Annotated in this window: 24 protein-coding genes; 10 read left to right on the top strand and 14 right to left on the bottom strand. The window is 43.6% G+C overall.

What is annotated here, in order from left to right; all coding sequences use genetic code 11:
• Nucleotides 1-1,105: 1,105 nt before the first annotated feature.
• The 3 genes from V7K27_RS08345 to V7K27_RS08335 form a co-directional block, all read right to left on the bottom strand.
• On the bottom strand, nucleotides 1,106-2,290 hold the full coding sequence (locus V7K27_RS08345; RefSeq protein WP_334946112.1) for an anion transporter: 1,185 nt from the start codon (nucleotides 2,288-2,290) through the stop codon (nucleotides 1,106-1,108).
• A 22-nt stretch (nucleotides 2,291-2,312) separates the two neighbouring features.
• A complete protein-coding gene (locus V7K27_RS08340) occupies nucleotides 2,313-3,554 on the bottom strand; it encodes an MFS transporter (protein ID WP_334946110.1) in 1,242 nt (413 codons plus the stop codon).
• 285 nt (nucleotides 3,555-3,839) lie between these two features.
• The gene (locus V7K27_RS08335) at nucleotides 3,840-4,025 is read right to left on the bottom strand and encodes a hypothetical protein (RefSeq protein WP_334946108.1); all 186 of its coding nucleotides are present in this window, start codon (nucleotides 4,023-4,025) and stop codon (nucleotides 3,840-3,842) included.
• 61 nt (nucleotides 4,026-4,086) lie between these two features.
• On the opposite strand from V7K27_RS08335, the gene V7K27_RS08330 reads away from it, so the two are divergent.
• Together V7K27_RS08330 and V7K27_RS08325 are read left to right on the top strand one after the other, a co-directional pair.
• Nucleotides 4,087-5,265, top strand: a complete 1,179-nt coding sequence (locus V7K27_RS08330; RefSeq protein ID WP_334946106.1) for an RNA-guided endonuclease InsQ/TnpB family protein — start codon at nucleotides 4,087-4,089, stop codon at nucleotides 5,263-5,265.
• A gap of 129 nt (nucleotides 5,266-5,394) precedes the next feature.
• Complete coding sequence (locus V7K27_RS08325) at nucleotides 5,395-6,564, top strand: homocysteine biosynthesis protein (protein WP_292772747.1); 1,170 nt, start codon at nucleotides 5,395-5,397, stop codon at nucleotides 6,562-6,564.
• Here the strand turns inward: V7K27_RS08325 and V7K27_RS08320 are convergent.
• Nucleotides 6,561-6,689: a hypothetical protein gene (locus V7K27_RS08320; RefSeq protein WP_334946104.1), complete on the bottom strand. Its 129-nt coding sequence runs from the start codon at nucleotides 6,687-6,689 to the stop codon at nucleotides 6,561-6,563. The genes V7K27_RS08325 and V7K27_RS08320 overlap by 4 nt on opposite strands.
• Before the next feature lie 2 nt (nucleotides 6,690-6,691).
• Nucleotides 6,692-7,723 (bottom strand): hypothetical protein, encoded by a 1,032-nt coding sequence (locus tag V7K27_RS08315; protein WP_334946102.1) that lies wholly within the window; start codon nucleotides 7,721-7,723, stop codon nucleotides 6,692-6,694.
• 379 nt (nucleotides 7,724-8,102) lie between these two features.
• On the opposite strand from V7K27_RS08315, the gene V7K27_RS08310 reads away from it, so the two are divergent.
• On the top strand, nucleotides 8,103-8,996 hold the full coding sequence (locus tag V7K27_RS08310) for a tetratricopeptide repeat protein (RefSeq protein ID WP_334946100.1): 894 nt from the start codon (nucleotides 8,103-8,105) through the stop codon (nucleotides 8,994-8,996).
• Between the two features lie 6 nt (nucleotides 8,997-9,002).
• Nucleotides 9,003-9,194: a hypothetical protein gene (locus V7K27_RS08305; RefSeq protein ID WP_334946099.1), complete on the top strand. Its 192-nt coding sequence runs from the start codon at nucleotides 9,003-9,005 to the stop codon at nucleotides 9,192-9,194.
• Here the strand turns inward: V7K27_RS08305 and V7K27_RS08300 are convergent.
• The 6 genes from V7K27_RS08300 to V7K27_RS08275 all read right to left on the bottom strand — a co-directional run bounded on the left by V7K27_RS08300 (nucleotide 9,125) and on the right by V7K27_RS08275 (nucleotide 12,704).
• Nucleotides 9,125-9,745 (bottom strand): TMEM165/GDT1 family protein, encoded by a 621-nt coding sequence (locus V7K27_RS08300; protein ID WP_334946097.1) that lies wholly within the window; start codon nucleotides 9,743-9,745, stop codon nucleotides 9,125-9,127. The two genes, V7K27_RS08305 and V7K27_RS08300, sit on opposite strands and share 70 nt — an antisense overlap.
• A gap of 317 nt (nucleotides 9,746-10,062) precedes the next feature.
• Nucleotides 10,063-10,389, bottom strand: coding sequence for a DUF29 domain-containing protein (locus V7K27_RS08295; RefSeq protein WP_334946281.1), 327 nt, complete (start codon nucleotides 10,387-10,389; stop codon nucleotides 10,063-10,065).
• Complete coding sequence (locus V7K27_RS08290; protein WP_334946095.1) at nucleotides 10,365-10,508, bottom strand: hypothetical protein; 144 nt, start codon at nucleotides 10,506-10,508, stop codon at nucleotides 10,365-10,367. The genes V7K27_RS08295 and V7K27_RS08290 overlap by 25 nt, the downstream gene beginning before the upstream one ends.
• A gap of 308 nt (nucleotides 10,509-10,816) precedes the next feature.
• A complete protein-coding gene (locus V7K27_RS08285; protein ID WP_334946093.1) occupies nucleotides 10,817-11,053 on the bottom strand; it encodes a DUF29 family protein in 237 nt (78 codons plus the stop codon).
• Between the two features lie 413 nt (nucleotides 11,054-11,466).
• Nucleotides 11,467-11,682, bottom strand: coding sequence for a hypothetical protein (locus V7K27_RS08280; protein WP_334946091.1), 216 nt, complete (start codon nucleotides 11,680-11,682; stop codon nucleotides 11,467-11,469).
• Nucleotides 11,683-11,744: 62 nt separating this feature from the next.
• The gene (locus V7K27_RS08275; RefSeq protein ID WP_334946089.1) at nucleotides 11,745-12,704 is read right to left on the bottom strand and encodes a protochlorophyllide reductase; all 960 of its coding nucleotides are present in this window, start codon (nucleotides 12,702-12,704) and stop codon (nucleotides 11,745-11,747) included.
• A gap of 258 nt (nucleotides 12,705-12,962) precedes the next feature.
• On the opposite strand from V7K27_RS08275, the gene V7K27_RS08270 reads away from it, so the two are divergent.
• On the top strand, nucleotides 12,963-14,327 hold the full coding sequence (locus tag V7K27_RS08270; RefSeq protein ID WP_334946087.1) for a lipid-A-disaccharide synthase-related protein: 1,365 nt from the start codon (nucleotides 12,963-12,965) through the stop codon (nucleotides 14,325-14,327).
• 90 nt (nucleotides 14,328-14,417) lie between these two features.
• Here the strand turns inward: V7K27_RS08270 and V7K27_RS08265 are convergent, their stop codons facing one another.
• Nucleotides 14,418-15,140 carry a response regulator transcription factor gene (locus tag V7K27_RS08265; protein WP_334832339.1) on the bottom strand — a complete coding sequence of 241 codons (723 nt, stop codon included), beginning with the start codon at nucleotides 15,138-15,140 and terminating at the stop codon, nucleotides 14,418-14,420.
• A gap of 957 nt (nucleotides 15,141-16,097) precedes the next feature.
• Between V7K27_RS08265 and V7K27_RS08260 the strand changes: the two genes are divergently transcribed.
• Both V7K27_RS08260 and V7K27_RS08255 read left to right on the top strand, forming a co-directional pair.
• Complete coding sequence (locus tag V7K27_RS08260; RefSeq protein WP_334946085.1) at nucleotides 16,098-17,432, top strand: ATP-binding response regulator; 1,335 nt, start codon at nucleotides 16,098-16,100, stop codon at nucleotides 17,430-17,432.
• A 306-nt stretch (nucleotides 17,433-17,738) separates the two neighbouring features.
• Nucleotides 17,739-18,863: a hybrid sensor histidine kinase/response regulator gene (locus V7K27_RS08255; protein ID WP_334946083.1), complete on the top strand. Its 1,125-nt coding sequence runs from the start codon at nucleotides 17,739-17,741 to the stop codon at nucleotides 18,861-18,863.
• A 620-nt stretch (nucleotides 18,864-19,483) separates the two neighbouring features.
• Here the strand turns inward: V7K27_RS08255 and V7K27_RS08250 are convergent.
• A complete protein-coding gene (locus V7K27_RS08250; protein WP_334946081.1) occupies nucleotides 19,484-20,923 on the bottom strand; it encodes an RtcB family protein in 1,440 nt (479 codons plus the stop codon).
• A gap of 401 nt (nucleotides 20,924-21,324) precedes the next feature.
• Here V7K27_RS08250 and V7K27_RS08245 point away from each other — a divergent pair, with 401 nt between their 5' ends.
• From V7K27_RS08245 to V7K27_RS08235, 3 genes are read left to right on the top strand one after another with little or no spacing between them, the layout of a single operon-like run.
• On the top strand, nucleotides 21,325-21,519 hold the full coding sequence (locus V7K27_RS08245) for a heavy-metal-associated domain-containing protein (protein WP_334946079.1): 195 nt from the start codon (nucleotides 21,325-21,327) through the stop codon (nucleotides 21,517-21,519).
• Nucleotides 21,520-21,562: 43 nt separating this feature from the next.
• Nucleotides 21,563-23,974 carry a heavy metal translocating P-type ATPase gene (locus tag V7K27_RS08240; protein WP_334946077.1) on the top strand — a complete coding sequence of 804 codons (2,412 nt, stop codon included), beginning with the start codon at nucleotides 21,563-21,565 and terminating at the stop codon, nucleotides 23,972-23,974.
• A 19-nt stretch (nucleotides 23,975-23,993) separates the two neighbouring features.
• On the top strand, nucleotides 23,994-24,221 hold the full coding sequence (locus V7K27_RS08235; protein WP_334946075.1) for a hypothetical protein: 228 nt from the start codon (nucleotides 23,994-23,996) through the stop codon (nucleotides 24,219-24,221).
• Between the two features lie 386 nt (nucleotides 24,222-24,607).
• Here the strand turns inward: V7K27_RS08235 and V7K27_RS08230 are convergent, their stop codons facing one another.
• Nucleotides 24,608-25,045, bottom strand: a complete 438-nt coding sequence (locus tag V7K27_RS08230; RefSeq protein WP_334946073.1) for a heavy metal-responsive transcriptional regulator — start codon at nucleotides 25,043-25,045, stop codon at nucleotides 24,608-24,610.
• Nucleotides 25,046-25,126 lie beyond the last annotated feature (81 nt).

The raw sequence follows: 25,126 nt of genomic DNA, 5'->3' as shown, positions 1-25,126 counted from the left end.
GTATTGGCAACTTGACAAGTTAGCTATGCCCTCATTTTTTGTTAGGGGACTGACAAATAAAAAAACATCCCAAATTCTTTTGTGGGATGGGTGTCCTCACCCGTCCGATATTCAGGGCGGGCAGGATGCCCACCCCACAAGGTGGATAATTTATTTCTTGTCAGTCCCTTTATAACCGTTAAATCACTTAAATACTCTATGAATATCTAAGCATTGTCAATATGGCTAGGGTTATTCTGGTAAAAAAGTTATATTTAATTTTCTGATGTGCCAAGTAAAGTTTTTGTGTAAGCGTAGCCCGTCGTAGAAATTCTGCTATTTTATAGGCTGTGTTGAGGAACCAAGCCCAATATTTGCGTGTTTGTTGGATAAAGTTCGCCTTTAATACAACTTAAAGCACAGCGTTTCTCATGAACATCACGATGTTTCTCATGAACATCACGATGTTTCTCATGAACATCACGATGTTCCTCATGAACATCACGATGTTTCTCATGAACATCACGATGTTTCTCATGAACATCACGATGTTTCTCATGAACATCACGATGTTTCTCATGAACATCACGATGTTCCTCATGAACATCACGATGTTTCTCATGGACATCACGATGTTATAGCGTTTCCTAATCTAGTGAAGTACAGCTTAACCTCACCCTGGTTCTGCTACGCTTTCACCTGTCCCTCTCCCAACTCACGGCTACGGTGTACACACAAGTCGAATTACCCCCCTTAATCCCCCCTTGGAAAGGGGGGAAACAAGAAATCCAGTTCCCTCCCCAATATATCGGGGAGGGTTAGGGTGGGGTAAAACCCTGGTTAATCAGCTATTTCCGACTTGTGTGTACACGGTAGCCTTGCGGGGAGGGGTTGGGGGCTTTCAAGGGTAAGTTTTTTGGAATCTCGAAAATAGTTGAGAAAATTCTCAATTGGTTAACGTGGTTTGGTTGTTTCAGGGTTTAAGCATTGGCTGAAACGGTCAAAATATCTCTCCAACTCTGATTTCTCCGTGTCCTCTGCGTAAGTTCTGGACAAATGACTAATACTTCGGCAACGCTCAGTATAAGTGACAAATGACAAATGACAAATGACCAATGACAAATAACTAAATCCAATAATAAGCCAGGATGAGAGTAAGGACAGTTAGCGGTAGACCAAAACGTAAATGTTCCCAGAATGACAACTGATAACCAAGTTTTGCCACAGCCTCAGCAACAATTAAATTAGCAACTGAACCTAACAAAGTTAGATTACCTGCCAAAGTAGAACCGGCTGCTAATAATAACCAAGTTTTTGTGTCTGGATGGGGAAGTAAATGTTGTAATAACAATACTGCTGGAACATTGGAAACTAAATTTGAAAGGAGAGCAGTAACTCCTAATATGCTCAGGGGAGTATGAACTAAACCGCTAAATAAATTCAATATTCCTAATTTTTCGACTCCAGCAGTCACAATAAATAGTCCAGAAAACATCACCAGTAAATCCCAATCTACTTTATTTAAAACTCGTTGCGGTTTGATTCGCCTAGTAATAAACAGTAAACTAGCAGCTACAAGTGTTGCTTGGGCTGGGGGCATTCCAATTAAGAATGCAATTAATAGTCCTCCGGTTATTAATAGGCTTTTAGTAAGTAACGGTTTAAATATGCGGTAACGCACCGGGGTTACACTCGGACAAGACTTAGTTGAACGAACATCAGGATAAAGCCACCACAGTAACCCAATTTGAATCAACAAACTTACTAATGCGATGGGAGTCAATGCTTTAGCAAAATCGAGATAGCTGATACTAGAGAAGGAACCAATCAGAATATTTTGCGGATTACCACTTAAGGTAGCCACTGAACCTAGATTAGTTGCTCCCGCCAAGGCAAGTAAGTAAGGAATAGGATTGAGTTTCAAAGTTTGGGTTAAACCAAGAACCAAAGGAGTCAAAATTAGAGCGATGGTATCATTCAGAAAAAAAGCCGAGAGAATTCCACTGCCAAAAGTTAAAACAATCAGCAAACCCAAAGGGCTACGGGTAAAGTGTGTAACTGTATCAAGAGTTAGTTGGAAAAAACCAGCGTAAGCTAAGTTTGTGCTGATTACCATCATGCCAAACAGGAAAATCAGCGTTTTATAGTCTATAGCTTGCCATGCTTCTTTGAGGTCTAATACCCCGAATGCCATCAGCAAAGATGCACCAACTAAAGCAATACTGGCTCGGTTCATCCGCAAACCAGGTACATATCCTAAACCCAAACCTATATAAGTCAGCCCAATGATGATGTATCTGAAAACAATCATGATTTCGCTAGATATTTTGATGTTATGCCTTTCTATTAACTCCTGTTTTTGTTTCAGGTACACAGAACCAAAAAACTCCTAGAGCTACAACTGCGATCGCTGCTAAAATCAAAAAACCAACATTATAACCAGCATTTTTAACTACAAACCCAGCTAATACATTGCTCAAACCAGCACCAACGCCAATGGCAGTGTTGAGCATCCCTTGGGTAACATTAAAGCGACCTGTGCCTTTAGTCAAATCAGCTACCATCAACACTGAAAGCACACCAAAAATCCCGGCTCCAATACCATCCAGAATTTGCACAGAAACGAGAAAATAGGGATTGTCTGAAAGCGTATACAGCACTCCGCGAATCGGTAAGACGGCAAAGCCCAGCAGAAATATGGGTTTTCGGGCTGCATTTGCGAAACGCCCAGCCAAGTTGGACACTGGAATCATTACTAACTGAGCGACAATGATACAAGCAGACATATAAACTGTGTCACTTGTCCCTTTACCCTGCGCCAATTCTTGACCAACTAGCGGTAACATAGCAGCATTGGCAAAGTGAAACAGAACTACTGCAATAGTAAAGAAAAGGATTTTGCGATCGCTTAATAATTGCAATATGCCTTCATAGCGCTGTTGATGTTTTTCTTTATCCTCTTGTTCGCCCTCTTCACCATCTCCACGCGCTAGTTCGTGGTCAATCTCTCTTTCACGAATCATCCTCACCGAAATAATACTGCCCACAGCCATAGCTGCAACCAGGAAAAATATTGCCTTGCGTGCAATAAAGTAACCTGCTAAACCAGCGAGAACAGCAGCTAGCAGATTACCTGCATGATTAAATGTTTCATTACGACCTACCCGCCGATCTAATCTCTCATGTCCTACCAGTCCCAGAGTAATAGCAGTAATCGCAGGTGGGAAAATAGCTGCTGCAATCCCGATCATGATCTGAGAGCCGATGACAACAGGCAAACTGGGGAATAAGCCGATAGCGATACAGCCGATAGAAACAAACACAGAGGCCAGTACAATCAACATCCGTTTCTGACGTAGCCTGTCAACCAATGCACCGGCTGGTGTTTGGACAATAACTGTGGCAATTGTCGAAACTGACATCGCCATTCCAATCAGGGCTGGGTTCCAATTTTCTGAAGCTTTTAGGTAAATACTCAGATATGGCCCAACACCATCGCGCACATCTGCGAGAAACACATTCAAGTAATCAAGCGATCGCAAACTCTTCTTACTCGGTCTTCGCTGTTTTTGCATAAATCTTTAGTAATATTTTGTCAGCTAACAATACGCCTAAGCATATATTGGGCTATGGAGAGGTCACAATACTCTCATGCAAAAATCGTGCCAAATCTACTGGGCAGTAGTACTAAATTGTTAACTATTTCGAGAGCAAATTATACAAGAGACTCCATGATCTGCGCTCACAAGGAGCAATAAAAATTTCTTTTCCCTACTCCCCACTCCCCATTCCCTATTATCAAGATATCCTTCAAAAAGGAAGAGTTAGATTAAATAGCCAAAAACTTGCCTTTTACTTACTCATAGTTCCTCACGAATAAAGCTTCTGGCGTATCTCTCTAGGAATTCACTAATACTTATTTCTTCAATGGCAGCCTGCATAACTAAAATCTCCCAAGCTGTATTTGTTACCCATATCCCATGCTTCTTTTTCAACTCTTCATAAAACAGTGGTTGATTACGTGTAGCTTTTTTGCCTTTTCTCATTGACTAAATCCAGCTTAGTAGACTAAACTAATTGTAATATAGACAATCAACGCAAGTCATCATGTATTCACTAAAATTAGAGTTAAAACTGAATAACAAGGAAAAAACTCGACTTAGTGGATGTGCTGGGTTTGCGAGATTTGTTTACAACTATGGATTGTCGATGCTTACCCAGTCTTGGAGTTTTGAATGCATCAAAGCAAGTGATTCTAAACGACTCTCGGCAATAGAAAAAATATTCACCAACTATGTAAAAAGGAATCCGGCTTACTCATGGATGCAGCAGTATCCCTCAGCCATTTATTCGTCAGCATTTCGTAACTTAGGAAAAGCCTTTGAGAGATGGCGTTCATGTGAATCTGAGTTTCCCAAGTACAAGTCAAAGAAGCGCGGCGATAGTTTCACGGTATTGAAAAAAGCTGGTATTTATCCTGCCAAGGGTGAATGTTTTCTGCCATTTACTAACAGACAAGTATTGTATCCAGGAAATAAAATCAACATACCTGGATTAGGAGAATTCCGCCTGAAACGTCCGGTGCCATTTATCTGTTCTAGTCAGACATTTACTGTGTCCAGAACTGCTGATAAATGGTTCGTGGCATTTACTCTTGATGCCCAGATTATTCCGCCGAGAATTCATCCTGTAGACTTAGTTGGGATTGACCTTGGCATAAAGTGCTTTGCAACTTTGTCAGACGGTAGAACGATTACAGCACCACCGCAGTTGAAAATAGCGAAAATCAAGTTAAGTAAGCAGCAGTGGCATAATCGTAATAAGCAATTTGGCAACCGTCGCATTTGTCTTAGAGCATCTTGTGGGGCTAAACAGTATTTTGGTGAGATAGCTAAAATTCACGCGCACATTGCCAACATTCGCCAAGATTTTTTACAGAAAACTACTACGGATATTAGCCGCAACTACTACCTCATTCGGATTGAGGATCTAAACGTGCGCGGGATGATGGCTAATCATAAGTTATCAAATGCGATCGCTAATATTGGATTGTATGATTTCAGGCGAATGCTCACATATAAACAACCCTTCTTTGGGACTAAAGTTGAATTGGTTGATAGATGGTTTCCATCATCGAAGATGTGTTGTAAGTGTGGGCATATTCAATCAATGCCTTTATCAGAAAGGGTTTATAACTGTGGTGGTTGTGGAAGTATTCAAGATCGAGATCAGAATGCCTCCATAAATTTGAGGGATGCCCCTCTTGATAAAATACGGTTGGCTTAACCGGAATTTACGCCTGTTGACAAGAAGATGCCGACATCCTTGGTTGACACGGGAAGAAATCTCTAAACAGGTTTAGGCAAGTTTAGGTAAGTATTTTGAAGCACAGCAGGAAGCGCTAGCACTGATATAATGCGAACAATTGCAGAAATTAATGAGAAAATCAGCCGCCAACGTGCGGTAGTATTGACAACTGAAGAATTAAAAGCACGAGTTGTAGAAATCGGTGTTACTAAAGCTGCTAAAGAAGTTGATGTAATTACCACTGGCACCTTTGAGCCGATGGAATCAAGTGGTGCAATTATCAATCTGGGACACACTGACCCGCCGATAAAAATTCGCCGTTGCTGGTTAGATGGTGTGCCAGCATACTCTGGTTTTGGAGCAGTAGATTTATATTTGGGTGCGAGTTCTGCGATGGAAGCGATGGACGGGGAAGAAGTCCGAGAACGCGGCGGCGGTCATGTAATCGAAGATTTGATCGCTGGTAAACCTATACACGTAAAAGCGCAAGGACAAGTAACGGATTGTTACCCCAGAGCAAATTTTGAAACTACAATTACCAGTGACACAATTAATCAGTTTTATCTATTCAATCCGCGCAATCTTTATCAAAATTTTATTGTTGGTGTAAATGGTGGCGATCGCCCCCTTTTCACCTATCTGGGTCCTTTACAACCGCGTCTGGGGAATGCCGTTTATTCTAACCCCGGCGCAATTTCCCCTTTACTCAACGATCCCGATTTGCAACTCGTTGGTATAGGTACTCGAATTTTTTTAGGCGGCGGTGTTGGCTATGTCGCCTGGGAAGGCACTCAGCACTTCCCCTTACAAAAGCGTTTAGCTAATCGTACACCGATTGGGCCTTCCGCCACTTTAGCTTTAATTGGTGATGCCAAGCAAATGGATGCTCATTGGGTGCGGGGGTGTTACTTCAAAAGTTATGGCCCCTCATTGATGTTAGGCGTTGGTGTACCACTCCCTGTATTAAATGAACAAGTAATTGAACACTGTGCCGTGCAAGATCAAGACTTAGTAGCCCCAATAGTGGATTTTTCCATTCCCCGGCGCGTCCGTCCCACCTTTGGTTTAGTGAGTTACGCCCAACTCAAATCTGGGCGGATCACCATTGAGGGCAAAGCAGTACGCGTTGCCCCCTTAGCGAGTTTGTTTTTTTCTAGGCAAGTCGCCCTAGAGTTGAAAAAGTGGATCGAAGCAGGTACGTTTACCCTTACAGAACCAGTTTCCCCAATTCCGATGGAGCGATCTTTTCTACCCCAAGACCGGCGGACGGATTTTTAAGGGGATGAGGGGGATGAGGGGGATGAGGGGGATGAGGGGGATGAGGGGGATGAGGGGGATGAGGGGGATGAGGGGGATGAGGAAGAATTTACTTCCCCTGCTCCCTCATCTCCCCCTGCTCCCATGCCTAATCTTGAGTCGGTTTTGGTCGCTTGATCGGCTTAGGAGCGGGCGTTTTTGGTATAGGTTTTGACACCACAGAGGGGTCGCCGCCTGCGCCTGTTTTCTTGATGGGACGAGGGGTTTCGCCACTACTGCGTCTGGGGGGGAATGGTTTTCTCCCACCAGCACCACCAGGACCGCCAGCACGAGGGCCACCTTTGAATGGTGGTTTGCGTTTTTTGGGCAAGTCAGCGATCGCCTCAGCTTTTTCTACTACCAAAACGTCAGCTTCTCGCTTGGCTTGGAAGTCCCAGAACTTTCCTACTGCTTTGGTGGTCAGCACACCCCTCAATTTCAACTTAAAATACTTGGGTTTGTCAGTTGATTTCCGTGGAGCCTGCCTAATTTTGACTACCAAGCTTTTAGCGTCAAAAGACTGGTATACTACTTCACCACGAACAGAAAAACCACCATCTGCAACTTCTGATGAAGGTATTAGGGCAGTTGTACTTAATTCAGAGTTTTCGGATAAGCCATCATCGGGTGTCTCTAACTCTTGCAACTCCAAATCTGACTCGTCGTCATCTGTTGAGTTTTTAGCCAGATTTTCTGGCTCCCAAACTCCGACGATTTGGATGTGCAAGGTATCATTTTCTTGTCTGGTACGTGGATATACTACCCACAAGTGTTCTTTTTCTAAGTCTAGGTGATTCTTGACTAAGCTCATAATCCGGCCTAGGAGGACGGCATTGAGTTCTACACCATCTGCGGTCAGCAGCGTACCTTGAGTAAATTGTTCGCTGCTAGCATGATAGCGACCCCGGACTAACCCGATCGCTCGATATTGCATCGGCTCACTGGGAGGCGGAATCGGTTGCTGTCGATTGACCAAGTTCCCATTTGAGTCAGTCTCAATGGGGTTGACAGGCGAATTTTCAACTTGTTTAGAGGACTGGGCTGCTATGTGAACATTAGCGGCTGCCTCTATGTTAGTTTGGCCCTGGTTAGAGGCAGAAGAATTGGAGGATTCAGGCAACGGCATCAGGTCGGAATTCATAAAAACTCCTTGCGGCGGAGACACATCCCATTGTGGGATTTTACAAAGGCAGCTGGAAAGAGCATTTGTGCGACTGATGAAAGTATATTTACTTTTCACAAAGTCACACCAGAGTACTCTAAAACAATCCTAAAGGCGCTAAATTTAGTGTTTATACACTAAATGTGTAATTTAGGGCCTCAACACTAGTTTCGGAAGCATATCATAGCTACAATTCTGACGGCTCCTCCTAAAGTCATCACTTACTTTAGCAGTGTGGATAGTTAATTGTTATAAAATTCACAGGCAATTGGCGGTATTCCGCAAAGTTTTGGAAATTTTTAACTTTACGATTTGTGTAAATGATAATGTCATTAGAGTTTAGGAGAAAGACAAAACTGTGACTCAAACACGCAATCGCTGGATAGTTCAAGTCGTCTTGGCGCTGGCAATTCTTGCTTTTGTGGGTGTTTCGGTGATTCCCATAATTGGAGCATTTAATAATACGCCACCGTCAAGCCAGAATAGCGTTAACACCAGAGGCAGTTTGTCCTCTGCTGACCAAAAATCAAAACTGGAAGACGAAGTACGGGGTTACGAACAGGTTTTGCAAAGGGAACCAGAAAATCAGACTGCGCTTAAGGGCTTATTACAGGGGCGGCTGCAACTACTGAGTCAAAAAGAAAAAAGTGAGGTTAAACCAGCTGATATCGAAGTTGTGATTGAACCTTTAGAAAAGCTAGCCAAGCTGAATCCCGAACAGTCAGAATATTCAGTGCTACTGGCTCAAGCCAAACAGCAAATTGGCGATCGCGAAGGAGCCGCTCAGGCTTATCGTTCGATTTTGTCCACCAAACCAGGCGATTTGAAAGCTTTGCAAGGAATGGTGGCTCTGTTGATCAGTCAGCAACGCCCCGAAGCAGCCATTGGGTTGCTGCAAGAAACCCTCTCTAAGGCATCGCAAATAAATACAATTCAGCCTGGAAGTGTAGATACAGTAGCCGTGCAGGTGCTGTTAGGTTCTGTTCACGCTTCCCAGAAACGCTATGCTCAAGCTAGCTCTGCATATGACCAGGCAATTAAGAAAGATCCGAAGGATTTTCGCCCCGTTGTCGCAAAAGCGATGCTCCTGAAACAACAGGGTAAAAACGCAGATGCAAAACCTTTCTTTGATCGTGCCGCAGCTTTAGCACCTGCTGAATACAAAGACGAAATTAATAAGGCAGCAACGGTTTCCCCGATTCCTAATCCTGCTGCATCTCCCGCGCCTTCATTGGAAAGTACGCCTAAGTAATGGGGAGTGGGGAGTGGGGAGTGGGGAGTGGGGGGAGATGAGGGAGCAGGGGGAGATGAGGGAGCAGGGGAAGTAAATTCTTCCTCATCCCCCTCATCCCCCTCATCCCCCTCATCCCCCTCATCTCCTCACGCTCCTTCAATGGCTGCAACGACACCAAAGATTAAAAACAGGCAGCCGCCAATCAGGGTGAGTTGACGCTCAGAAATGCGTCCGGCAATCATTTTGCCACCGATAACTGCGATCGCAGCACAAATGGCATGTCCTAAAATTGCACCTATTGTGACTCCAATTGGATTATTACCTGCTGCTAGGGCAATGGTGGCAATTTGCGTGCGATCGCCCCACTCTGCCATAAATGTCAACATAAAGGCTTCTATTACAATTGCCAAGGAAGTCTTTTGCTTTGGTAGCTGCAAATCTGCTTTTTTCACCGCAGCTTCGGCTTCTTCTACAACTTCTGTATCACAAGCAGCAGCAGACATCTTACTAGCGTCATACAGCAGCTTGATACCAAAGGCAATAAATAAAGCTATTTCGGCGTAATGAATATAAACTTTTGGCAACAAAGATACCGTGTGTCCAAGTAGCACCGAAAGGGTTGTCATCGCGGCTAAAGCAGCTGTCACACCTATAAATACCAGCCGCCGCGGGTGGTGCATTGCCAAAATCACAGCAATAAAAAATGTTTTATCGCCTAGTTCTGAAACTGTAATTAATAATAAAGCTGCGGTAAAAGCTGTTAACACTCTCTCAAGCTCCTGAAGAATCGTTTACCGATGTGAAGCTTGATGAGAACCAAAAGACCTCACCAAGTTTCACACTTTTCGGTGTGAACTTAGTGAAGGTCTCGCTTTCAAATATTGATTATTTGCCACCTGAACCAGGGCTTTATCGCCCAGTATGTTGATTCAGATGTACTGGCTTTTTATTTTTTTAGCCAGCAGCTACTCCCCTTCTATGCAAATTTTATTATATATCATTCTTTAGGTAGAAGTCAATAGTAGGGAATAAAGATATATATCTGTAGAGAGAGTGAAGCGGCACATACAGCCCGATTCAGTGCTTAGTGAGGTAAAAACTCATCATTTGTGACTTCTGGTAGCTGGTATGGACACACCACAGGAAAGGATTCCACTGACAAACCAGTTTCAGCTTTTGCTTGCTTAATCGCTTCTGCATAACACTCACCAAAAATGCTCTCAAGATCGGATTTGAGACTAGGCGAATCATCTAGAGCTTCTTTGACACGTCTACGATGTTCAATAATGCTTCCTTCCCAACTACCGCTTCTTTTTTCCGGTTGGAATTGCCATTTGAGCAAATGCACCAGAATTACCGAAAAATTGGGTTTAAAGCCCCGTCGTTCTACGACGACTTTGTATTTGGCAATCGCTTAATATAATCACGCAGAATTTCAGCCGGAGTGATCTGCTTAGATTCTGCATAAGCTTTAAGCTTTGCCCACTCTTCATCTGAAAATCTCAGATTGTATACTTTTGGTCTATTCATTTGTAGCCTGTATGTGCTACGCTAATTCTAGCAGGAAAGGTAATCAACCTGCCTAAAAACCTTGTTGTCTAACGGCAGTCTGAACCTTGACAATTAAATCTATGCGGTTCTACTGCATTGTTCTAGTTTCCTCCTAGCAGTAGGTAAAAGATTTATAGGAGCTAGACGACTCAGAATTTTGAGACTATTTGTTTCAAACTAAACAGGACTTGCAGCAATGCAACTACCGAGGGGCACTCGGAAAGTTAACGCTTGGGGAGAGTCTCACCTCTGGCTTAGATGACGCAAGGACTCTAAGTTAAGTGATCTCATTGAGCCAAGAATCCCCGTCGATTTATCGCGGGGAGTGTCAAAATCAGATTACTCTTGAGACTCCGACGCTCACTCCTTCCCCTGTCAGCAATTTCTTCGATGAGGTTTTCCCAGTCCACGTTCGCGTAATCCTGACTTTGCAATTTTTCTAGAGTCGTTTCTATCCATTGCAAGTAATCAGCTTCATATAGCGTTTGGGAATGCGCCTTTAGAGAAGACATGGCAGTTTCCATAAGAAATGTTTAGATAATATCTCGCATATAGGAATCATATTTGATTTCTGAAAAAATATCGGTAGTCTTGTGTGGACTCTCTTGCCTAAAATGTTGCAAAAAAATTGCTTTGTTGGGTGGAGGCTTTGCGTAACCCAACATCCTGATATATGTTGGGTTACGCTCCGCTCCACCCAACCTACGTCTACGTCTAATGCACTATTAACATGAGGGTTTACTTTGCAATTTTTCTACAGTCGTTTCTAGTCATTGCAAGTAATCAGTCTCATATAGGGTTTGGGAATGGGTCTTTAGAGAAGACATGGCAGTTTCCATAGGAAATGTTTAGATAAGCTGTTGGACATAAAAGTTGCATATTACCTGGAAGTAAAACTAGTGTGGGGTGGGCATCTTGCCCGCCCTGGTTATGCAAATTAAAAGTACATTAGCTTAATTTCTCGCACATCTTTACAATTAACATGGGTGAGTCTAAACATATCTCCAATCCCTTTGGCTACATCTGTAATTACGTTGGCTACCAAGATTTGTTTGCCGTTAACAAGTTCTTCAAAGTCAAACGAATCATCAATACGAGGTGGTTTAGGTGGTTTGCCAAAACCTTCTCCACTACTGCGTTTTACCTTTGCCATCACTCATCTCACTTTTAGAGGTCATTTATCAAGTAAAAATCAAATTATTGCATCCTGTATCATCACGCAATTCCAACCAACTTGGCGCTGAGTTCCCACATCCGCTCGGCTTTGTCATCATCGCGGGCTTGAGGAGAAACCTTTTGCACAAAGGACTTGCCATCTTTCTTCTGGCGATTTCCCCAACTCCAATAGACACCGGATTGATTGTACTCAGGATCGGCAACCACCGCAGCAACCCGTTCTCCCGCCAACTCCTGAGACACGTATCCTCCAGTGATGTACTTCTGGAATAATGGGAAGATTTTCTGAAACAAAGGATAGTGGTTTCGGAATAGCGGCGTTTCTGCAACACATCCCGGATAGAGAGAATTGAAGATGATACCAGTTGACTCGTGATAGCGCTGATGCAGTTCTCGCATAGTCAGCACGTTACAAACCTTGCTGTCTTTGTAAGCTTTGACTGGTTCAAATTTTTTGCCATCAATCATCGAGATTGGCTCTTTAAATCCTTCTGCAAAGCCTTGCAAATTGCCCAAGTCGGGACGCGGGGGAATCTTCCCACCCAACTCGTCTGGATTATGCGTGACGGTTCCTAAAATGACCAGCCTTGGCTCTGAAGATGACTTTTTCAGATCCTCTAGCAAAAGGTTGCACAATAAGAAATGTCCAAGGTGATTTGTGGCAACGCTTAACTCGTAGCCTTCTGGACTGCGTAACGGCTCCTTGATTAAGGGCATATAAATTGCGGCGTTGCATACCAAAGCATCTAGGGACTTGCCAGTTGCTCGGAAGTTCTTCACAAACTGTCGAACGCTTTCCAAGGAGCCAAGGTCGATATGTATGCTGGTATAACTGTTGTAGGGGATTTCCACAGCTTGGGCAGCTTTTTGTGCTTTCGCTAAATCCCGACAGGCCAACACTACATACCATCCCCTCTCAGCAAGAGCTTTTGCAGCATACAAACCCACGCCCGAAGAGGCACCCGTAATTACAACCGTTGGCTTCTGATGTTGTTCCATTCTGTTCAGCTTTTATTCACTGTCTCTAGGATCTCACACCAGTGAGTTTTACCAACTATTTTTGTCAACTTTAGTTTAAGACTTGATAATAAATAACCATATAAATCAAGCGCCCTTTGTCGCCGTTAGCTAGCTTAATCTTGTGATCAAAAGTTTCCGAAAGTTCCAAAAACTTGTGATCAAAAGTTTCCGAAAGTTCCAAAAACCATTTACAGTGTAGCCCAAGCGATCGCTGTTAATTTTGATATTTTCTTTCTTATGAGTAATCTATCTCGCTTATCCCTAGCTTCTAACTCGCAAGCTGCAACTTCTCCTTTGCGGTTACTTGTATTAAGTAATGGTCACGGGGAAGATGTAATTGCAGTTCGGATTTTGCAAGAACTCCAACGACAATCAAACCCACCAGAAATCTTTGCTTTACCTCTGGTGGGTGAAGGACGTGCTTATCAACAGTTGGATATTCCCCTCATCGGTTCAGTCCGCACTATGCCTTCTGGCGGCTTTATTTATATGGATAATCGCCAATTGGTGCGGGATGTACGCGGTGGTTTATTGCAACTTACCCTCAGCCAGATTAAAGCTGTCCGCCGCTGGGTAAGTTCTCAAAAAAAATTAGGCAATAAAAGAGCGATTTTAGCTGTGGGAGATATTGTCCCACTGTTGTTTGCAACTTTCAGTGGCGCTAATTATGCTTTTGTGGGTACGGCCAAATCTGAATATTACGTCCGGGATGAGGCTGGATTGTTACCACGGAAATCTAAAGGTGCGCGTTGGGAAAACTTTTCTGGTTCAGTTTACCATCCTTGGGAACGTTGGTTGATGAGTCGTCGCCGTTGTCAGGCGGTGTTTCCTAGAGATGCGCTGACGACGGAAATATTAAAACAATGGCCAATTCCAGCTTTGAATTTGGGTAATCCCATGATGGATGGTCTAGAACCGACCTTTTCACGCCAACAATTTTATAGTCAGGATAGCCAACAGCAAGAGACAGTTCGGCCTTTAATGGTGACTCTTCTTCCTGGTTCCCGTCCGCCAGAGGCATACACCAACTGGGAAATAATTATGATTGCCGTATCTGCTTTGATGGCAAGTTTCCAGGAGCGAGATTCGGTTTTTTACACTTCTAAAACGGTGGTATTTTTAGGTGCGATCGCTCCTGGTTTAGACTCTCATATTTTATCCCAAAGTGTGCAATCCCAAGGCTGGCGAACTGAATCAGCATTTCCTATCCAAATTTCTGATCCAAATGCCTTGACATTTAAACAAAGAAATGCCTATCTACTGCTGACACAACAAGCCTATAATGATTGCTTGCATTTGGGAGATTTAGCGATCGCAATGGCAGGTACAGCTACAGAACAGTTTATCGGTTTAGGGAAACCTGCGATCGCGATTCCCGGTAATGGACCACAATATAACCCTGCCTTTGCTGAAGCTCAAAGTCGTCATTTAGGCTCATCTTTGATTTTAGTCGAGCAGCCAGCAGAAGTTGCCAAGGTCGTACAGTCACTCTTCAAAGATCCTGATATTTTGCAAATTATAGCCGAAAATGGTCTGCGGCGCATGGGTAAACCGGGAGCCGCACTACGCATTGCGGAATGTTTACAAGAACGATTGGGTTGAAGGGGTATTAGGCATTGGGAAAGAGGAGGCAGAACGCAGAAGTTCTTGAATTTTGAATTTTGAATTTTGAATTTTGAATTGATTTCTCCCTCACGCCACCAACCCAGAACGTAGCGCCCTCACAGCCGCTTGAGTACGGTCATCGGCACACAGTTTATTGAGAATATTGCGAACATGGGTCTTCACAGTACCAACTGTAATGTAGAGTTTCTCCGCAATTTGCCCATTGCTACACCCAGCTACAATCAACTCTAGGATTTCCAATTCCCGTTGAGTCAGGGGGTATGTTTCCAAAACTTGCTCATATTCTGACGCTAGCGCCTCAATTTTTACAGTCTTCGGCTTATCAGAATTTTGGCTCTCTCCAGGAATACCTTGCCGCATCTTCCGCAATACCACGTTGGCAATTGCCGGATCAATCCAAGAGTTACCGGCGTGAGTTGCTTGGATCGCCTCCGTTAATTTACTGATGCTTGTTTCTTTCATATAATAAGAATCAGCACCCGCCGCAAAGGCTGCAAGTACAGCATCCTCTGTATGATCCATTGTCAGAATCAGAATCTTTGTAGTCGATTGCCCAGTTTCAGCTTGGTAGCGTTTGAATTTACGGGTCAGTTCGATGCCATCCATATCAGGCAAGCCGATATCTACAACAGCTACATCTGGCTTTGCCGTTTCTAAAAGTTTTAATCCTTGCGTAGCATTTGCTGCTTCGCCAATTACTTTCAATGCACTGTGAGACTGTAATGCCGCTCGTAGCCCCATTCGCGTTAAGTCGTGATCTTCAATTAAAATAATGCTAATTTCATTCATCGCTACACTCACTTTTACGCTGTTTGCCTCTTTCAATGTATTACCTTTTGTAAGTGCTATCTCTTATATTCCCATACCAAAGATAGATGATCTTTCCAAAAGTCTGCATCCACCGAGAGAAATAATAAATATCCGATTTTTTTATATTTCGATAGAGGACAAATCTAGCTGGAGATATATGGATACTTGCACAAAAAGTATGAAATATTGAAACGAATCCCAAATTGTTCCGCCTTGGTTAGAGTTCAGCTTTGAGTTGGTAATTTTCCAAACAGTAGAAGTCCAGTCACACAGGTCTGGCGATCGCTTACGAAAATTGTCGAAATTCCAGGAGGTAGAATTACTTGGCTATTCACAAATAGGTATAGGCACTACTTTCTTTTTCATCTAGTCTAACCAACCTAATGGTTAAAACTGCTTAAACTTACGGTACATGATAACCGTGTGCAACTCTCACCAAGGGCTGAGGACGGTCGCTTGCTCACTCATTTATAATTGTTTTAAGCTTAGTAAAGTATTTTATTTTACTTTATATCCATCTCTATTTACTGTATCCAGATCAATACTTTTCGGTTTGTTAATTGCTAATTTTTTGAAAGCCATTGGTGATTTGCTAGGAGTTTAATTTCAATACTCTGGTAAATTAACTAGATTGAGGATACAACAGACTAGATTTGCCTTTGACCGAAGGAGGACAAGGATATAGAGCAACTAAATTTATTATTTATGGGGATTGTAATTTTGAATTTTGAATTTTGAATTCCCCGAAGGGGTTGACCTTTCCTAAGTTTGTGGAGATGACGACAACGCTCAACAAGTATTGGATATTGTGCAAAATGCCTTAGTCAATCAAGTTACAGATTTTAGATGTCCGAAAATCTTATATTATTTAGTTGGATAATCTGAAAAAAGAAATGTTATACATCAACCTATGTTTGGCGGCGAAAATAAAACGCAATGGAAGAGACGCTGAAAATTTTGGTTGTAGACGCTGAGGAGGTAGACCGGATAGCAGTCCGTTCTGCCCTGACTAAAGCAGGTGTTGAAATGGAACTGTCTGAAGTAAGAGATGGCAATGATGCGTTTTCTGCTTTAAGCACTACTACCTATGATTGTGTTTTCCTCAGCTATCACTTACTAGACCAGGATGCACTAACTTTGATTCAACAGCTACGTTCTTCAGAAATTAAAGTTCCTTTAGTAGTCTTAACTGCTCAAGGAGATGAACAAATTGCTGTTCAATTATTGAAAGCTGGTGCTACAGACTATCTCTCTAAGTCTAGGATATCTCCAGAAACCTTGACACAAGTTTTGCGGAGTGCGATTCGGGTTTATCGGGCTGAAATGCAGGCGGCTTTAGCAAACCAGCAGCTCAGAGAAACTCATGAACAACTCATTCGTAAGAACCAAGAATTGGAGAGACAACAGCAACATATTCAAATGCAAAACTTCAACCTATTGGAGGCATCACAGCTAAAATCAGATTTTTTGGCAACTATATCCCACGAACTCAGAACGCCGATGAATGCGATTATTGGTTTTTCGCAAATACTATTGCGTCCCAAGTTGGCTCAACTAACGCATCAGCAAGCAGATATGATTGAGCGCATCTTGAATAATGGGAAGCATTTGCTGATGCTGCTGAATGAAGTTCTCGACTTTTCCAAGCTGGAGGCAGGACGATTAGACTTAAAGGCGGAAATATTTGATCTATCAAAGGTAATAAATCTCGCTGTTGGTGAAATGCGTTCCCTAGCTGATGCCAAAAATCTATCATTATTAGTGCAAACGGATTTGCAAAATACTTTGGTATTTAATGATCCAGTTCGTCTCAAACAGATTTTAATAAATTTGCTCTCCAACGCCATTAAGTTCACCGAGTCTGGTGAGATTTGGGTTGAGGCTAAGGAACTAGCTGAAAATCGAGTGGTAATTCTGGTTGGGGATACAGGTATTGGCATAGCACCCAAAAATTTTAAACGTATTTTTGAAGCATTTCGGCAAGTCGATCAAACTATCACTCGCAAATATCCAGGTACAGGTCTGGGTTTGGCAATTATAGATTCACTGGTACGAATGATGGGCGGGAAAATTTTTCTTGAGAGCAAATTGGGCATCGGTTCAATGTTTAAAATTGAATTGCCACGTCAAATCACATTATCGACTGTAGCAGCCGATGCTCCAGTTTCACCGGTAGATGCTGACGGGGTTTTTTGCTCTGCTAAAAATCATCATCAGTCATCTTCTCAAGCCAGTAAAGCATCAATCGGATATCCTAAATTTAAACTATAAACAAGGAGTCAGAAGTCAGAATTCAGAAGTCAGAAGTCAGAAGTCAGAATTCAGAAGTCAGAAGTCAGAAGTCAGAAGTCAGAAGTCAGAATTCTCCACCCATAAAGGGATAGAGTATTAACTCTTGAAAAATATTTTAATTTTGTTTCGCCCACCCTTCGGCAAGGTTTTAACACCAGTATTCATTACCCAGCGATGCACTGAGCCGGTCGTTGTGTCGTACAGAATTCAATTCTGAATTCTGGCTTCTGAGTTCTGAATTCTTCTGAAAAATTAGTTCCAAAAAAAGGTAAAAGTTGATAAATCATGTCTGAAGTTGAAGATAATAAAATTTATCGTATCCTCGCAGTTGATGATATTCAAGATAATCTCATTTTGGTTCAAGCAATTTTAGAAAGTGAGGGATATGAAATTGATGTAGCTTCAGATGGAATAAAAGCTTTGCGGCAAATTGAACAATCTCCACCCGATTTGATTCTGTTAGATGTGATGATGCCGGGAATAGATGGTTATGAAGTCACACGTCGGATTCGGAAGAACCCAGCAATCTCTTATATTCCAATTCTGCTGATTACTGCCTTTCACGAATCTAGCGTTGTCGAAGGTTTGGATGCTGGTGCTGACGATTTTATTCGTAAACCATTTGATACTGATGAACTACTGGCAAGGGTGCGATCGCTGATGCGTCTCAAGCAAAGTCTAGACGAACAACAAAAAATGGCCCGCCAACGAGAAGATTTTGTTTCCCGTCTGACTCATGATTTGCGAACTCCTCTAGTAGCCGCCGATCGCATGTTGAATTTGTTTGAGATGGAAACATTCTGCAAAATTTCGCCAGAAATGAAACAGGCGATCGCAGTCATGATTCGCAGTAATCAAAATTTGATGGACATGGTGAATACCCTCTTAGAAGTCTATCGCTTCGAGGCAGGTAAAAAAACGTTGAATTGGGAAGTATGCAATTTACGTGAGATATCTCAAGAAGTAGTCAGCGAACTGAGTCCTCTAACTAGTGAAAAAGGCTTGACTCTAGAAATAGACACCAATGAATTAGAACCACTGAGTCAAAACGCTGGTATTATTATGGGCGATCGCTTGGAACTACGGCGGGTGCTAAACAACTTGATCGCAAATGCCATCAAATTTACAGATACAGGAGGCATCACAATCCGCATTTTGGAAACATCACCTCATCCAGGAAATCCAGATTCGGTAACAATTGAGGTGCAAGATACAGGATATGGGATTGCGCCAGAAGATCAGGCAACAATTTTCGAGCGATTTCGCCAAGGTAGAAATAAACGCTCAGGCAGTGGCTTAGGATTACATCTATCCCACCGGATTGTAGAAGCCCACGCCGGAACTATCCAGGTGGCCTCTGAAATAGGTAAAGGTAGTTTGTTTACTGTGCAACTACCTAAAAACACTTAAGTCTACTTATTAGCGATCGCCACATATCATGTCCGCTTGATTACTTATTAAACCCGAAGAACCCCACCCCTTAATCCCCTCCCCGCCTGCGGGGAGGGGAGACAAAGCGCAGCCTTGGCTGTTTGGGGTGCAATGACTATGAGAATCACAACTATAGCAGTTCTCGTTCGGATGCAACACATGGTAGGGGCACAGCAATGCTCATACGTGTCAACTTAAGCTCAAATGCTTATTCCACAGTCGTTTTACCCCCCTTAATCCCCCCTTGGAAACCCAGGAAAAAATCCAGTTCCCTCCCCTTTACAAGGGGAGGGTTAGGGTGGGGTAACGCGTTGAGTGATGGTCAGTGAATGAACTCAATATCACGTCTTGGCAAGGGTTTCACCTTAAGTTGACACCAATGAGCATTGCTGTGCCCCTGCGAGTGGTCTGTATTCCATGCAATTGAGAACCGCTATAATTACCCGGACATAATATAACTAGCTGATTGCAAAATAATCATCAATTTTATGCGTTGATTGCATTACTACGGATTCACTCTCGGTTCACAAATGCGATTCTAATATGAAGGAATAAAGATGGATACCCCTGGCGTTGACCAGGGGCTTTTTATTTAGCAGCTACGCCTTAAACGTCAACACCTGACTCAACCGCGCCACAACGTCCACCATTTTTGCCTCAACCTGCACATCAATCACAGACTGAATTGGTTTGTAGGCGGCGGGTGCTTCTTCAATTCGGCGTTCTTGACGCAGGGTAATGCAGTCTACCCCAGTTAATCCCAGTTCCGCCTCACTTTCAGATGCACCTTTGCGATTGAGATCGAAGCGAGAACGAATTCTTCCCGCCCCATGTGAGGCAGAATTACAAAATGCTGGATTGCCTCTACCCACCATCAGATAAGAATAAGCACCCATTGAACCAGGTATAATCACTGGTTGCCCTACATGGGCGGGACAAGCACCCTTGCGTGTTACCCATCCTTGACCTTCTGGTAAGGTGATGTTATGAGGCAAGTCATAAACTAGAGGTGCTTCCACATCTTTATATACTTCCCGCAAATGCAGACGCAACAGTTCCGCTAACAGCAGGCGATTGACAAAGGCATAGTTAGCAGCAGTGGCCTCAGCTTGCAGGTAACTCGCAACTAGTTCGGGGTGAGAATAAGTAGAGAGAGGAAAAATCTGAGAATCAGGGTACTTCAGACCTTTTTGCCAAGTCGCCTTAGCTTTATCTCGCCACATTCCCCCAATATACTTACCCACGTTTCGAGAACCAGAGTGAATCATAAAAGCTAGCTGTCCCTCGCGCACTCCCCAGGCGTGGGCAAGTGTGCGATTTTCGACTTTATCAACCCGTTGCACTTCTACAAAATGATTACCGCCGCCAATGGTTGCCAGTCCGCCATCGCGTACTAGTCCAGCATCGGGAACCAATTCTTCAGGCGCTAGTTTCCAGTCACCATCCATTGAACCATCTAAGAAGATGCGTTCGCTCTCTTGGGCAAGTTGTGATAAATCAGACTTGACTACACTCCCCGTAGGCTGATCTAACATGGCATCTAACCAACCGGGAACTCCGTACTGAAATAGCGATCGCATTGCATTAGCAGTCATCGTCACATCACGCGTACCGAAGAAGTAATCCCCCTTCATCCGTTCTACGAATTGGTCACGCTTTGCTAGGAATTCGTCGATTGTCAAATCAACAACATGCAGGCGCATTCCACAATTGATGTCAGAACCGACAGCGCCGGGGATGACTTGACCCACAGTTTCTACGACTGAACCAATGGCAACACCCGCGTCACCTGGGTGAAAGTCAGGCGTAGCACAGGCACGACAAACACATCCACCTGACGGGTGGCGGACGCTTGCCAAATTCGCTAACTGCTTGAGTGCCTTAGCTTCAACGGGAAAGTCTGACGGCAGTAGCACTTCTGCTACAGGGGCATCAGGAGAATTAACTAGACGGACTGAATAAGTGCGATCGTTATAAGTTACATCCAAACCCTGCCGCTCTAAGGCACGCAGGAGACGTTTGAGATTTTTTGGCTGCATGAAAACTCCAAATAAAGTCTTAAAAAAGACCTTTGGTTGTGAAGAGATGAGGAGACTTGGGTTCAGCAGCCGCGTCTCAGGTGGTGCGGAGGGTCATTTTCCCAGAATTGTGGGGAAAACAACAGGTTATATGGCCTTAATAACACACACTTTCATCGGATGACAAGTGTTTTGTAGTACGTTGTATTTTTGATGGGCAACGGTTATTCAGCAAAACCAAAGTTGTAAAGAAATTTGAAGTTTAGCGAAAAACTTTTAAAATTCTCTAGACTCTCTAGTGGGCTGGAGAGTCTAGGATGAATTCAAGGCGACTCTCTTTCCAGTTATTTCTGACGTGTGAGGGATACGTCTGGGTTATCCAGTTTGGTTTGGCTAGCTTTTTCACTTTATCCCGTAAATCTATGACTCTCCAACTCACAGTTCCCAATATGTCTTGTTCTGTTTGTGCAAGCACCATCACTAAAGCACTTCAGGCAGTCGATGCCAATGCTAGCATTCAGGCTGATCCAACAACCAAGCTTGTCAGCGTACAAACTCAAGCATCAGAAACAGCAATTAAGGAAGCGTTGGCTGCTGCTGGCTATCCAGTTGCTTAATTTTTAAGATCCTCCCACACCAATCACGGCGGTTCATCTAGTTATGGATACTCTCACACTCAAACTTCGAGGCATGAGTTGTGCCGCTTGCGCCACTAACATCGAAAAGGCGATTCGCTCTGTTCCTGGTGTAATTGACTGCAACGTTAACTTTGGAGTAGAACAAGCCGCCATCAAGTACGATCGCTCTTTAGCCAATTTAGAGAAAATCCAAACTGCGATCGCATCTGCGGGATACTCTTCTTACTCACTCCAAGAAGAAATACTCTCTGAAGAAGATGATGCCGAGAAAGCAGGTAGGCAAGCATTACAACGCCAACTCTCTCTCAAAGTATTGGTGGGAGGTGTAATCAGCATTTTCCTATTTTTGGGGTCGTTGCCCATGATGACTGGGTTGAACTTACCCTTAATTCCAAGCTTCCTGCAAAATCCTTGGATACAGTTAGTGCTGACAACGCCCGTCGTATTTTGGTGTGGTGGATCTTTTTACCGAAATGGCTGGAAAACCCTCAAGCGCCATACGGCGACGATGGACACGCTGATTGCTTTGGGTACAAGTGCAGCCTATCTATATTCTTTGTTTGTCACTGTTTTCCCGAAATTTTTTATTGCTCAGGGCTTGATTCCTCATGTTTATTATGAAGTTGCTGCGATCGTCATTACCTTAATTTTGTTGGGGCGGTTGTTGGAAAATCGCGCTAGGGGACAAACTTCTGAAGCCATCCGCAAACTCATTGGACTGCAAGCTAGAGATGCCAGAGTTATCCGTGATGGTAAGGAAATTGATGTTCCGATCGCTCAAGTCATAATTAACGATGTGATTTTGGTGCGTCCTGGTGAAAAGATTCCCGTAGATGGCGAAGTGATTGCAGGCGCTTCAACGGTAGATGAAGCGATGGTGACAGGTGAAAGTTTGCCAGTCAAAAAGCAGCCAGGAGATGAGGTGATTGGGGCGACGATTAACGGTGCGGGTGCATTTCAGTTTCGGGTGACACGAGTCGGAAATGATACATTTTTAGCTCAAATCGTCAAACTAGTGCAACAAGCGCAAGGTTCTAAAGCACCTATTCAACGCTTGGCAGATCAAGTGACAGGATGGTTTGTACCAGCTGTGATTGCGATCGCGATCGCCACTTTCGTTATTTGGTTTAATTTCACAGGCAACCTCACCCTAGCAACAACGACAACCGTAGGTGTACTGATTATCGCTTGTCCTTGTGCTTTGGGTTTAGCTACCCCCACATCTGTAATGGTGGGGACGGGCAAAGGTGCAGAAAATGGCATTTTGATTAAAGGTGCGGACAGCTTAGAACTAGCACACAAAATTCAAATCATCGTTCTAGATAAAACTGGCACTTTGACTGAGGGGAAACCGACAGTTACAGACTTTGTAACAGTCAACGGTACAGCTAATGCTAATGAAATCAAGCTTTTACAGTTAGCAGCAACGGTGGAACATAATTCTGAGCATCCTTTAGCGGAAGCTGTGGTGAAATACGCCCAATCTCAAGAGGTGAGTTTAGCAGAGGCCAAGAACTTTCAGGCTAACGCAGGTAGTGGTGTGCAAGCAGTTGTTTCAAATCAGCTTGTGCAAATTGGTACACAACGCTGGTTAACAGAACTTGGAATTAACACCATAAGTCTCCAGCAGTATAAAGATGCATGGGAAGCGGCTGGTAAAACAGTCATTTTGATTGCTGTAGATGGCGAACTACAAGGAATAATGGGTATCGCTGATGCCCTCAAACCTTCATCAACAGCAGTAGTGAAAGCTTTACAGAAGTTAGGTTTAGAAGTAGTAATGTTGACTGGAGACAATCGTAAAACTGCCGAAGCGATCGCAAGACAAGTTGGCATCCAGCGAATCTTTGCCGAAGTCCGGCCAGATCAGAAAGCGGCGATTATCCAATCCCTGCAAAGAGAGATGAGGAAGCAGGGGGAGATGAGGGAGCAGGGGGAGATGAGGAAGCAGGGGGAGATGAGGAAGCAGGGGGAGCAAGCAAACAATTATTATTCCCCCTCATCCCCCTCATCCCCCTCATCCCCCTCATCCCCCCACTCCCCACTCCCCACTCCCCACTCCCTTGTCGCAATGGTAGGAGATGGCATAAATGATGCACCAGCCCTAGCACAGGCTGATGTGGGAATTGCTATTGGTACGGGAACAGATGTAGCGATCGCAGCTAGCGATATTACCCTAATTTCTGGAGATTTACAAGGAATTGTTACGGCTATTCAACTTAGTCGCGCCACGATCAATAACATCAGGCAAAATCTCTTCTTTGCCTTTATTTATAACGTCATTGGTATTCCCATTGCGGCTGGGATTCTCTTCCCCATCTTTGGTTGGTTACTCAATCCAATTATCGCCGGGGCTGCGATGGCTCTTTCTTCGCTCTCTGTTGTTAGTAACGCCCTCAGATTGCGTAACTTTCAACCAAAAGCTATCTCATAATTGCAGGTTAATTTAGCAAATGTTCAGTAAAAAAATGCTTTGGGGAAGCCTTACAGCTTTAGTGCTTCTCACTGCAACATCAGGTGTAACATTAGCAGAAATGCCAGCCCACTCGTCAGAGCAAACCAGCCAATTTCAGCGCATCGAGCAACCTTTGGGCTTGAAAGTTGGTGTTGCGATCGGTGGTTTAACATTAATTGGACTAGAGTTGTGGTGGTTTCTTCTCTACAAAAGTTCTGAGTCCTAAATAAAGTAGGACTTACACAAAATATCTCTGAAACTCTGATTCCTCGGTGTACTCTGCGCCTCTGCGGTTCGTTATTCCGTAACTCGTGCGTAAGTCCTATAAAGAACAAAAATTCCTAGCAAATTCTCTGCGTCCCTCTACGCGACGGCAGTCGCTACAATTCTTGGAACCCCTGCAACCATTGGTGTCAACTTAACGTAAAAGCCTTTTAAAACCTCGTTTCCAGACTCTGGCTGGAAATGCACCTCATCGCGGCTCTGCCGCAAGTCTTGAGGCGGCAGCCCTCTCGGAATGCATTCCCAGTCAGAGACTGGGAACGAGATAAACGAGATAATCTCTAAAAGCTGTTTCTAGACTAACTTTCACGTTAAGTTGACACCTATGACTTACACCTGACTCCTGCTGTAAGTTTTATTTTGAATAATCGGACAAATTGTATCCTCATGGTGGTCGCTGATATTCTTCCAGCCTGAAAGTAATCCCATTATTTCAGAACGTAAAGTTAACAACTGATCAATTTGTTGATCAATCTGCAACACCTTATCTTCGAGCTTTTCTTTAATTTCACCACAGGGAGTTTGTCCTTGGTCATAAACCTGAAGAATATTTCCAATTTCTTCTAGGCTAAGACCAAGATTTTGCGCCCTTTTGATGAATGCTAGACGAGTTAGCACGTCCAATGAAAACTGGCGAAAGCCTCCCTCTGTTCGTCTTGACGATTTAATTAAGCCTAAACTCTCGTAATAACGAATTGTCCTGATGGGGATTCCGCTTAAATCTGTTACCTGACCAATCAAAAGCAGTTTTTTATCTTGAGTTAACACGGTAGATTTTCCCAACTCTTGTAATTATTATCGAACGAGTATCAAAACTTCGTGAACGGAGTTCTGAGCTTCATTCACGAG

It is taken from the genome of Nostoc sp. (assembly GCF_036919575.1).
GTDB lineage: Bacteria > Cyanobacteriota > Cyanobacteriia > Cyanobacteriales > Nostocaceae > Nostoc.
This window is presented reverse-complemented; position numbering and strand designations above follow the sequence as displayed.

Excerpts from the sequence above, each read along its gene's own strand:
- V7K27_RS08345 (WP_334946112.1), bottom strand. The coding sequence starts at position 2,290 with ATGATTGTTTTCAGATACATCATCATTGGGCTGACTTATATAGGTTTG.
- V7K27_RS08340 (WP_334946110.1), bottom strand. The coding sequence starts at position 3,554 with ATGCAAAAACAGCGAAGACCGAGTAAGAAGAGTTTGCGATCGCTTGAT.
- V7K27_RS08335 (WP_334946108.1), bottom strand. The coding sequence starts at position 4,025 with ATGAGAAAAGGCAAAAAAGCTACACGTAATCAACCACTGTTTTATGAA.
- V7K27_RS08330 (WP_334946106.1), top strand. The coding sequence starts at position 4,087 with ATGTATTCACTAAAATTAGAGTTAAAACTGAATAACAAGGAAAAAACT.
- V7K27_RS08325 (WP_292772747.1), top strand. The coding sequence starts at position 5,395 with ATGCGAACAATTGCAGAAATTAATGAGAAAATCAGCCGCCAACGTGCG.
- V7K27_RS08320 (WP_334946104.1), bottom strand. The coding sequence starts at position 6,689 with ATGGGAGCAGGGGGAGATGAGGGAGCAGGGGAAGTAAATTCTTCCTCA.
- V7K27_RS08315 (WP_334946102.1), bottom strand. The coding sequence starts at position 7,723 with ATGAATTCCGACCTGATGCCGTTGCCTGAATCCTCCAATTCTTCTGCC.
- V7K27_RS08290 (WP_334946095.1), bottom strand. The coding sequence starts at position 10,508 with ATGAATAGACCAAAAGTATACAATCTGAGATTTTCAGATGAAGAGTGG.
- V7K27_RS08285 (WP_334946093.1), bottom strand. The coding sequence starts at position 11,053 with ATGGAAACTGCCATGTCTTCTCTAAAGGCGCATTCCCAAACGCTATAT.
- V7K27_RS08280 (WP_334946091.1), bottom strand. The coding sequence starts at position 11,682 with ATGGCAAAGGTAAAACGCAGTAGTGGAGAAGGTTTTGGCAAACCACCT.
- V7K27_RS08275 (WP_334946089.1), bottom strand. The coding sequence starts at position 12,704 with ATGGAACAACATCAGAAGCCAACGGTTGTAATTACGGGTGCCTCTTCG.
- V7K27_RS08270 (WP_334946087.1), top strand. The coding sequence starts at position 12,963 with ATGAGTAATCTATCTCGCTTATCCCTAGCTTCTAACTCGCAAGCTGCA.
- V7K27_RS08265 (WP_334832339.1), bottom strand. The coding sequence starts at position 15,140 with ATGAATGAAATTAGCATTATTTTAATTGAAGATCACGACTTAACGCGA.
- V7K27_RS08260 (WP_334946085.1), top strand. The coding sequence starts at position 16,098 with ATGGAAGAGACGCTGAAAATTTTGGTTGTAGACGCTGAGGAGGTAGAC.
- V7K27_RS08255 (WP_334946083.1), top strand. The coding sequence starts at position 17,739 with ATGTCTGAAGTTGAAGATAATAAAATTTATCGTATCCTCGCAGTTGAT.
- V7K27_RS08250 (WP_334946081.1), bottom strand. The coding sequence starts at position 20,923 with ATGCAGCCAAAAAATCTCAAACGTCTCCTGCGTGCCTTAGAGCGGCAG.
- V7K27_RS08245 (WP_334946079.1), top strand. The coding sequence starts at position 21,325 with ATGACTCTCCAACTCACAGTTCCCAATATGTCTTGTTCTGTTTGTGCA.
- V7K27_RS08240 (WP_334946077.1), top strand. The coding sequence starts at position 21,563 with ATGGATACTCTCACACTCAAACTTCGAGGCATGAGTTGTGCCGCTTGC.
- V7K27_RS08235 (WP_334946075.1), top strand. The coding sequence starts at position 23,994 with ATGTTCAGTAAAAAAATGCTTTGGGGAAGCCTTACAGCTTTAGTGCTT.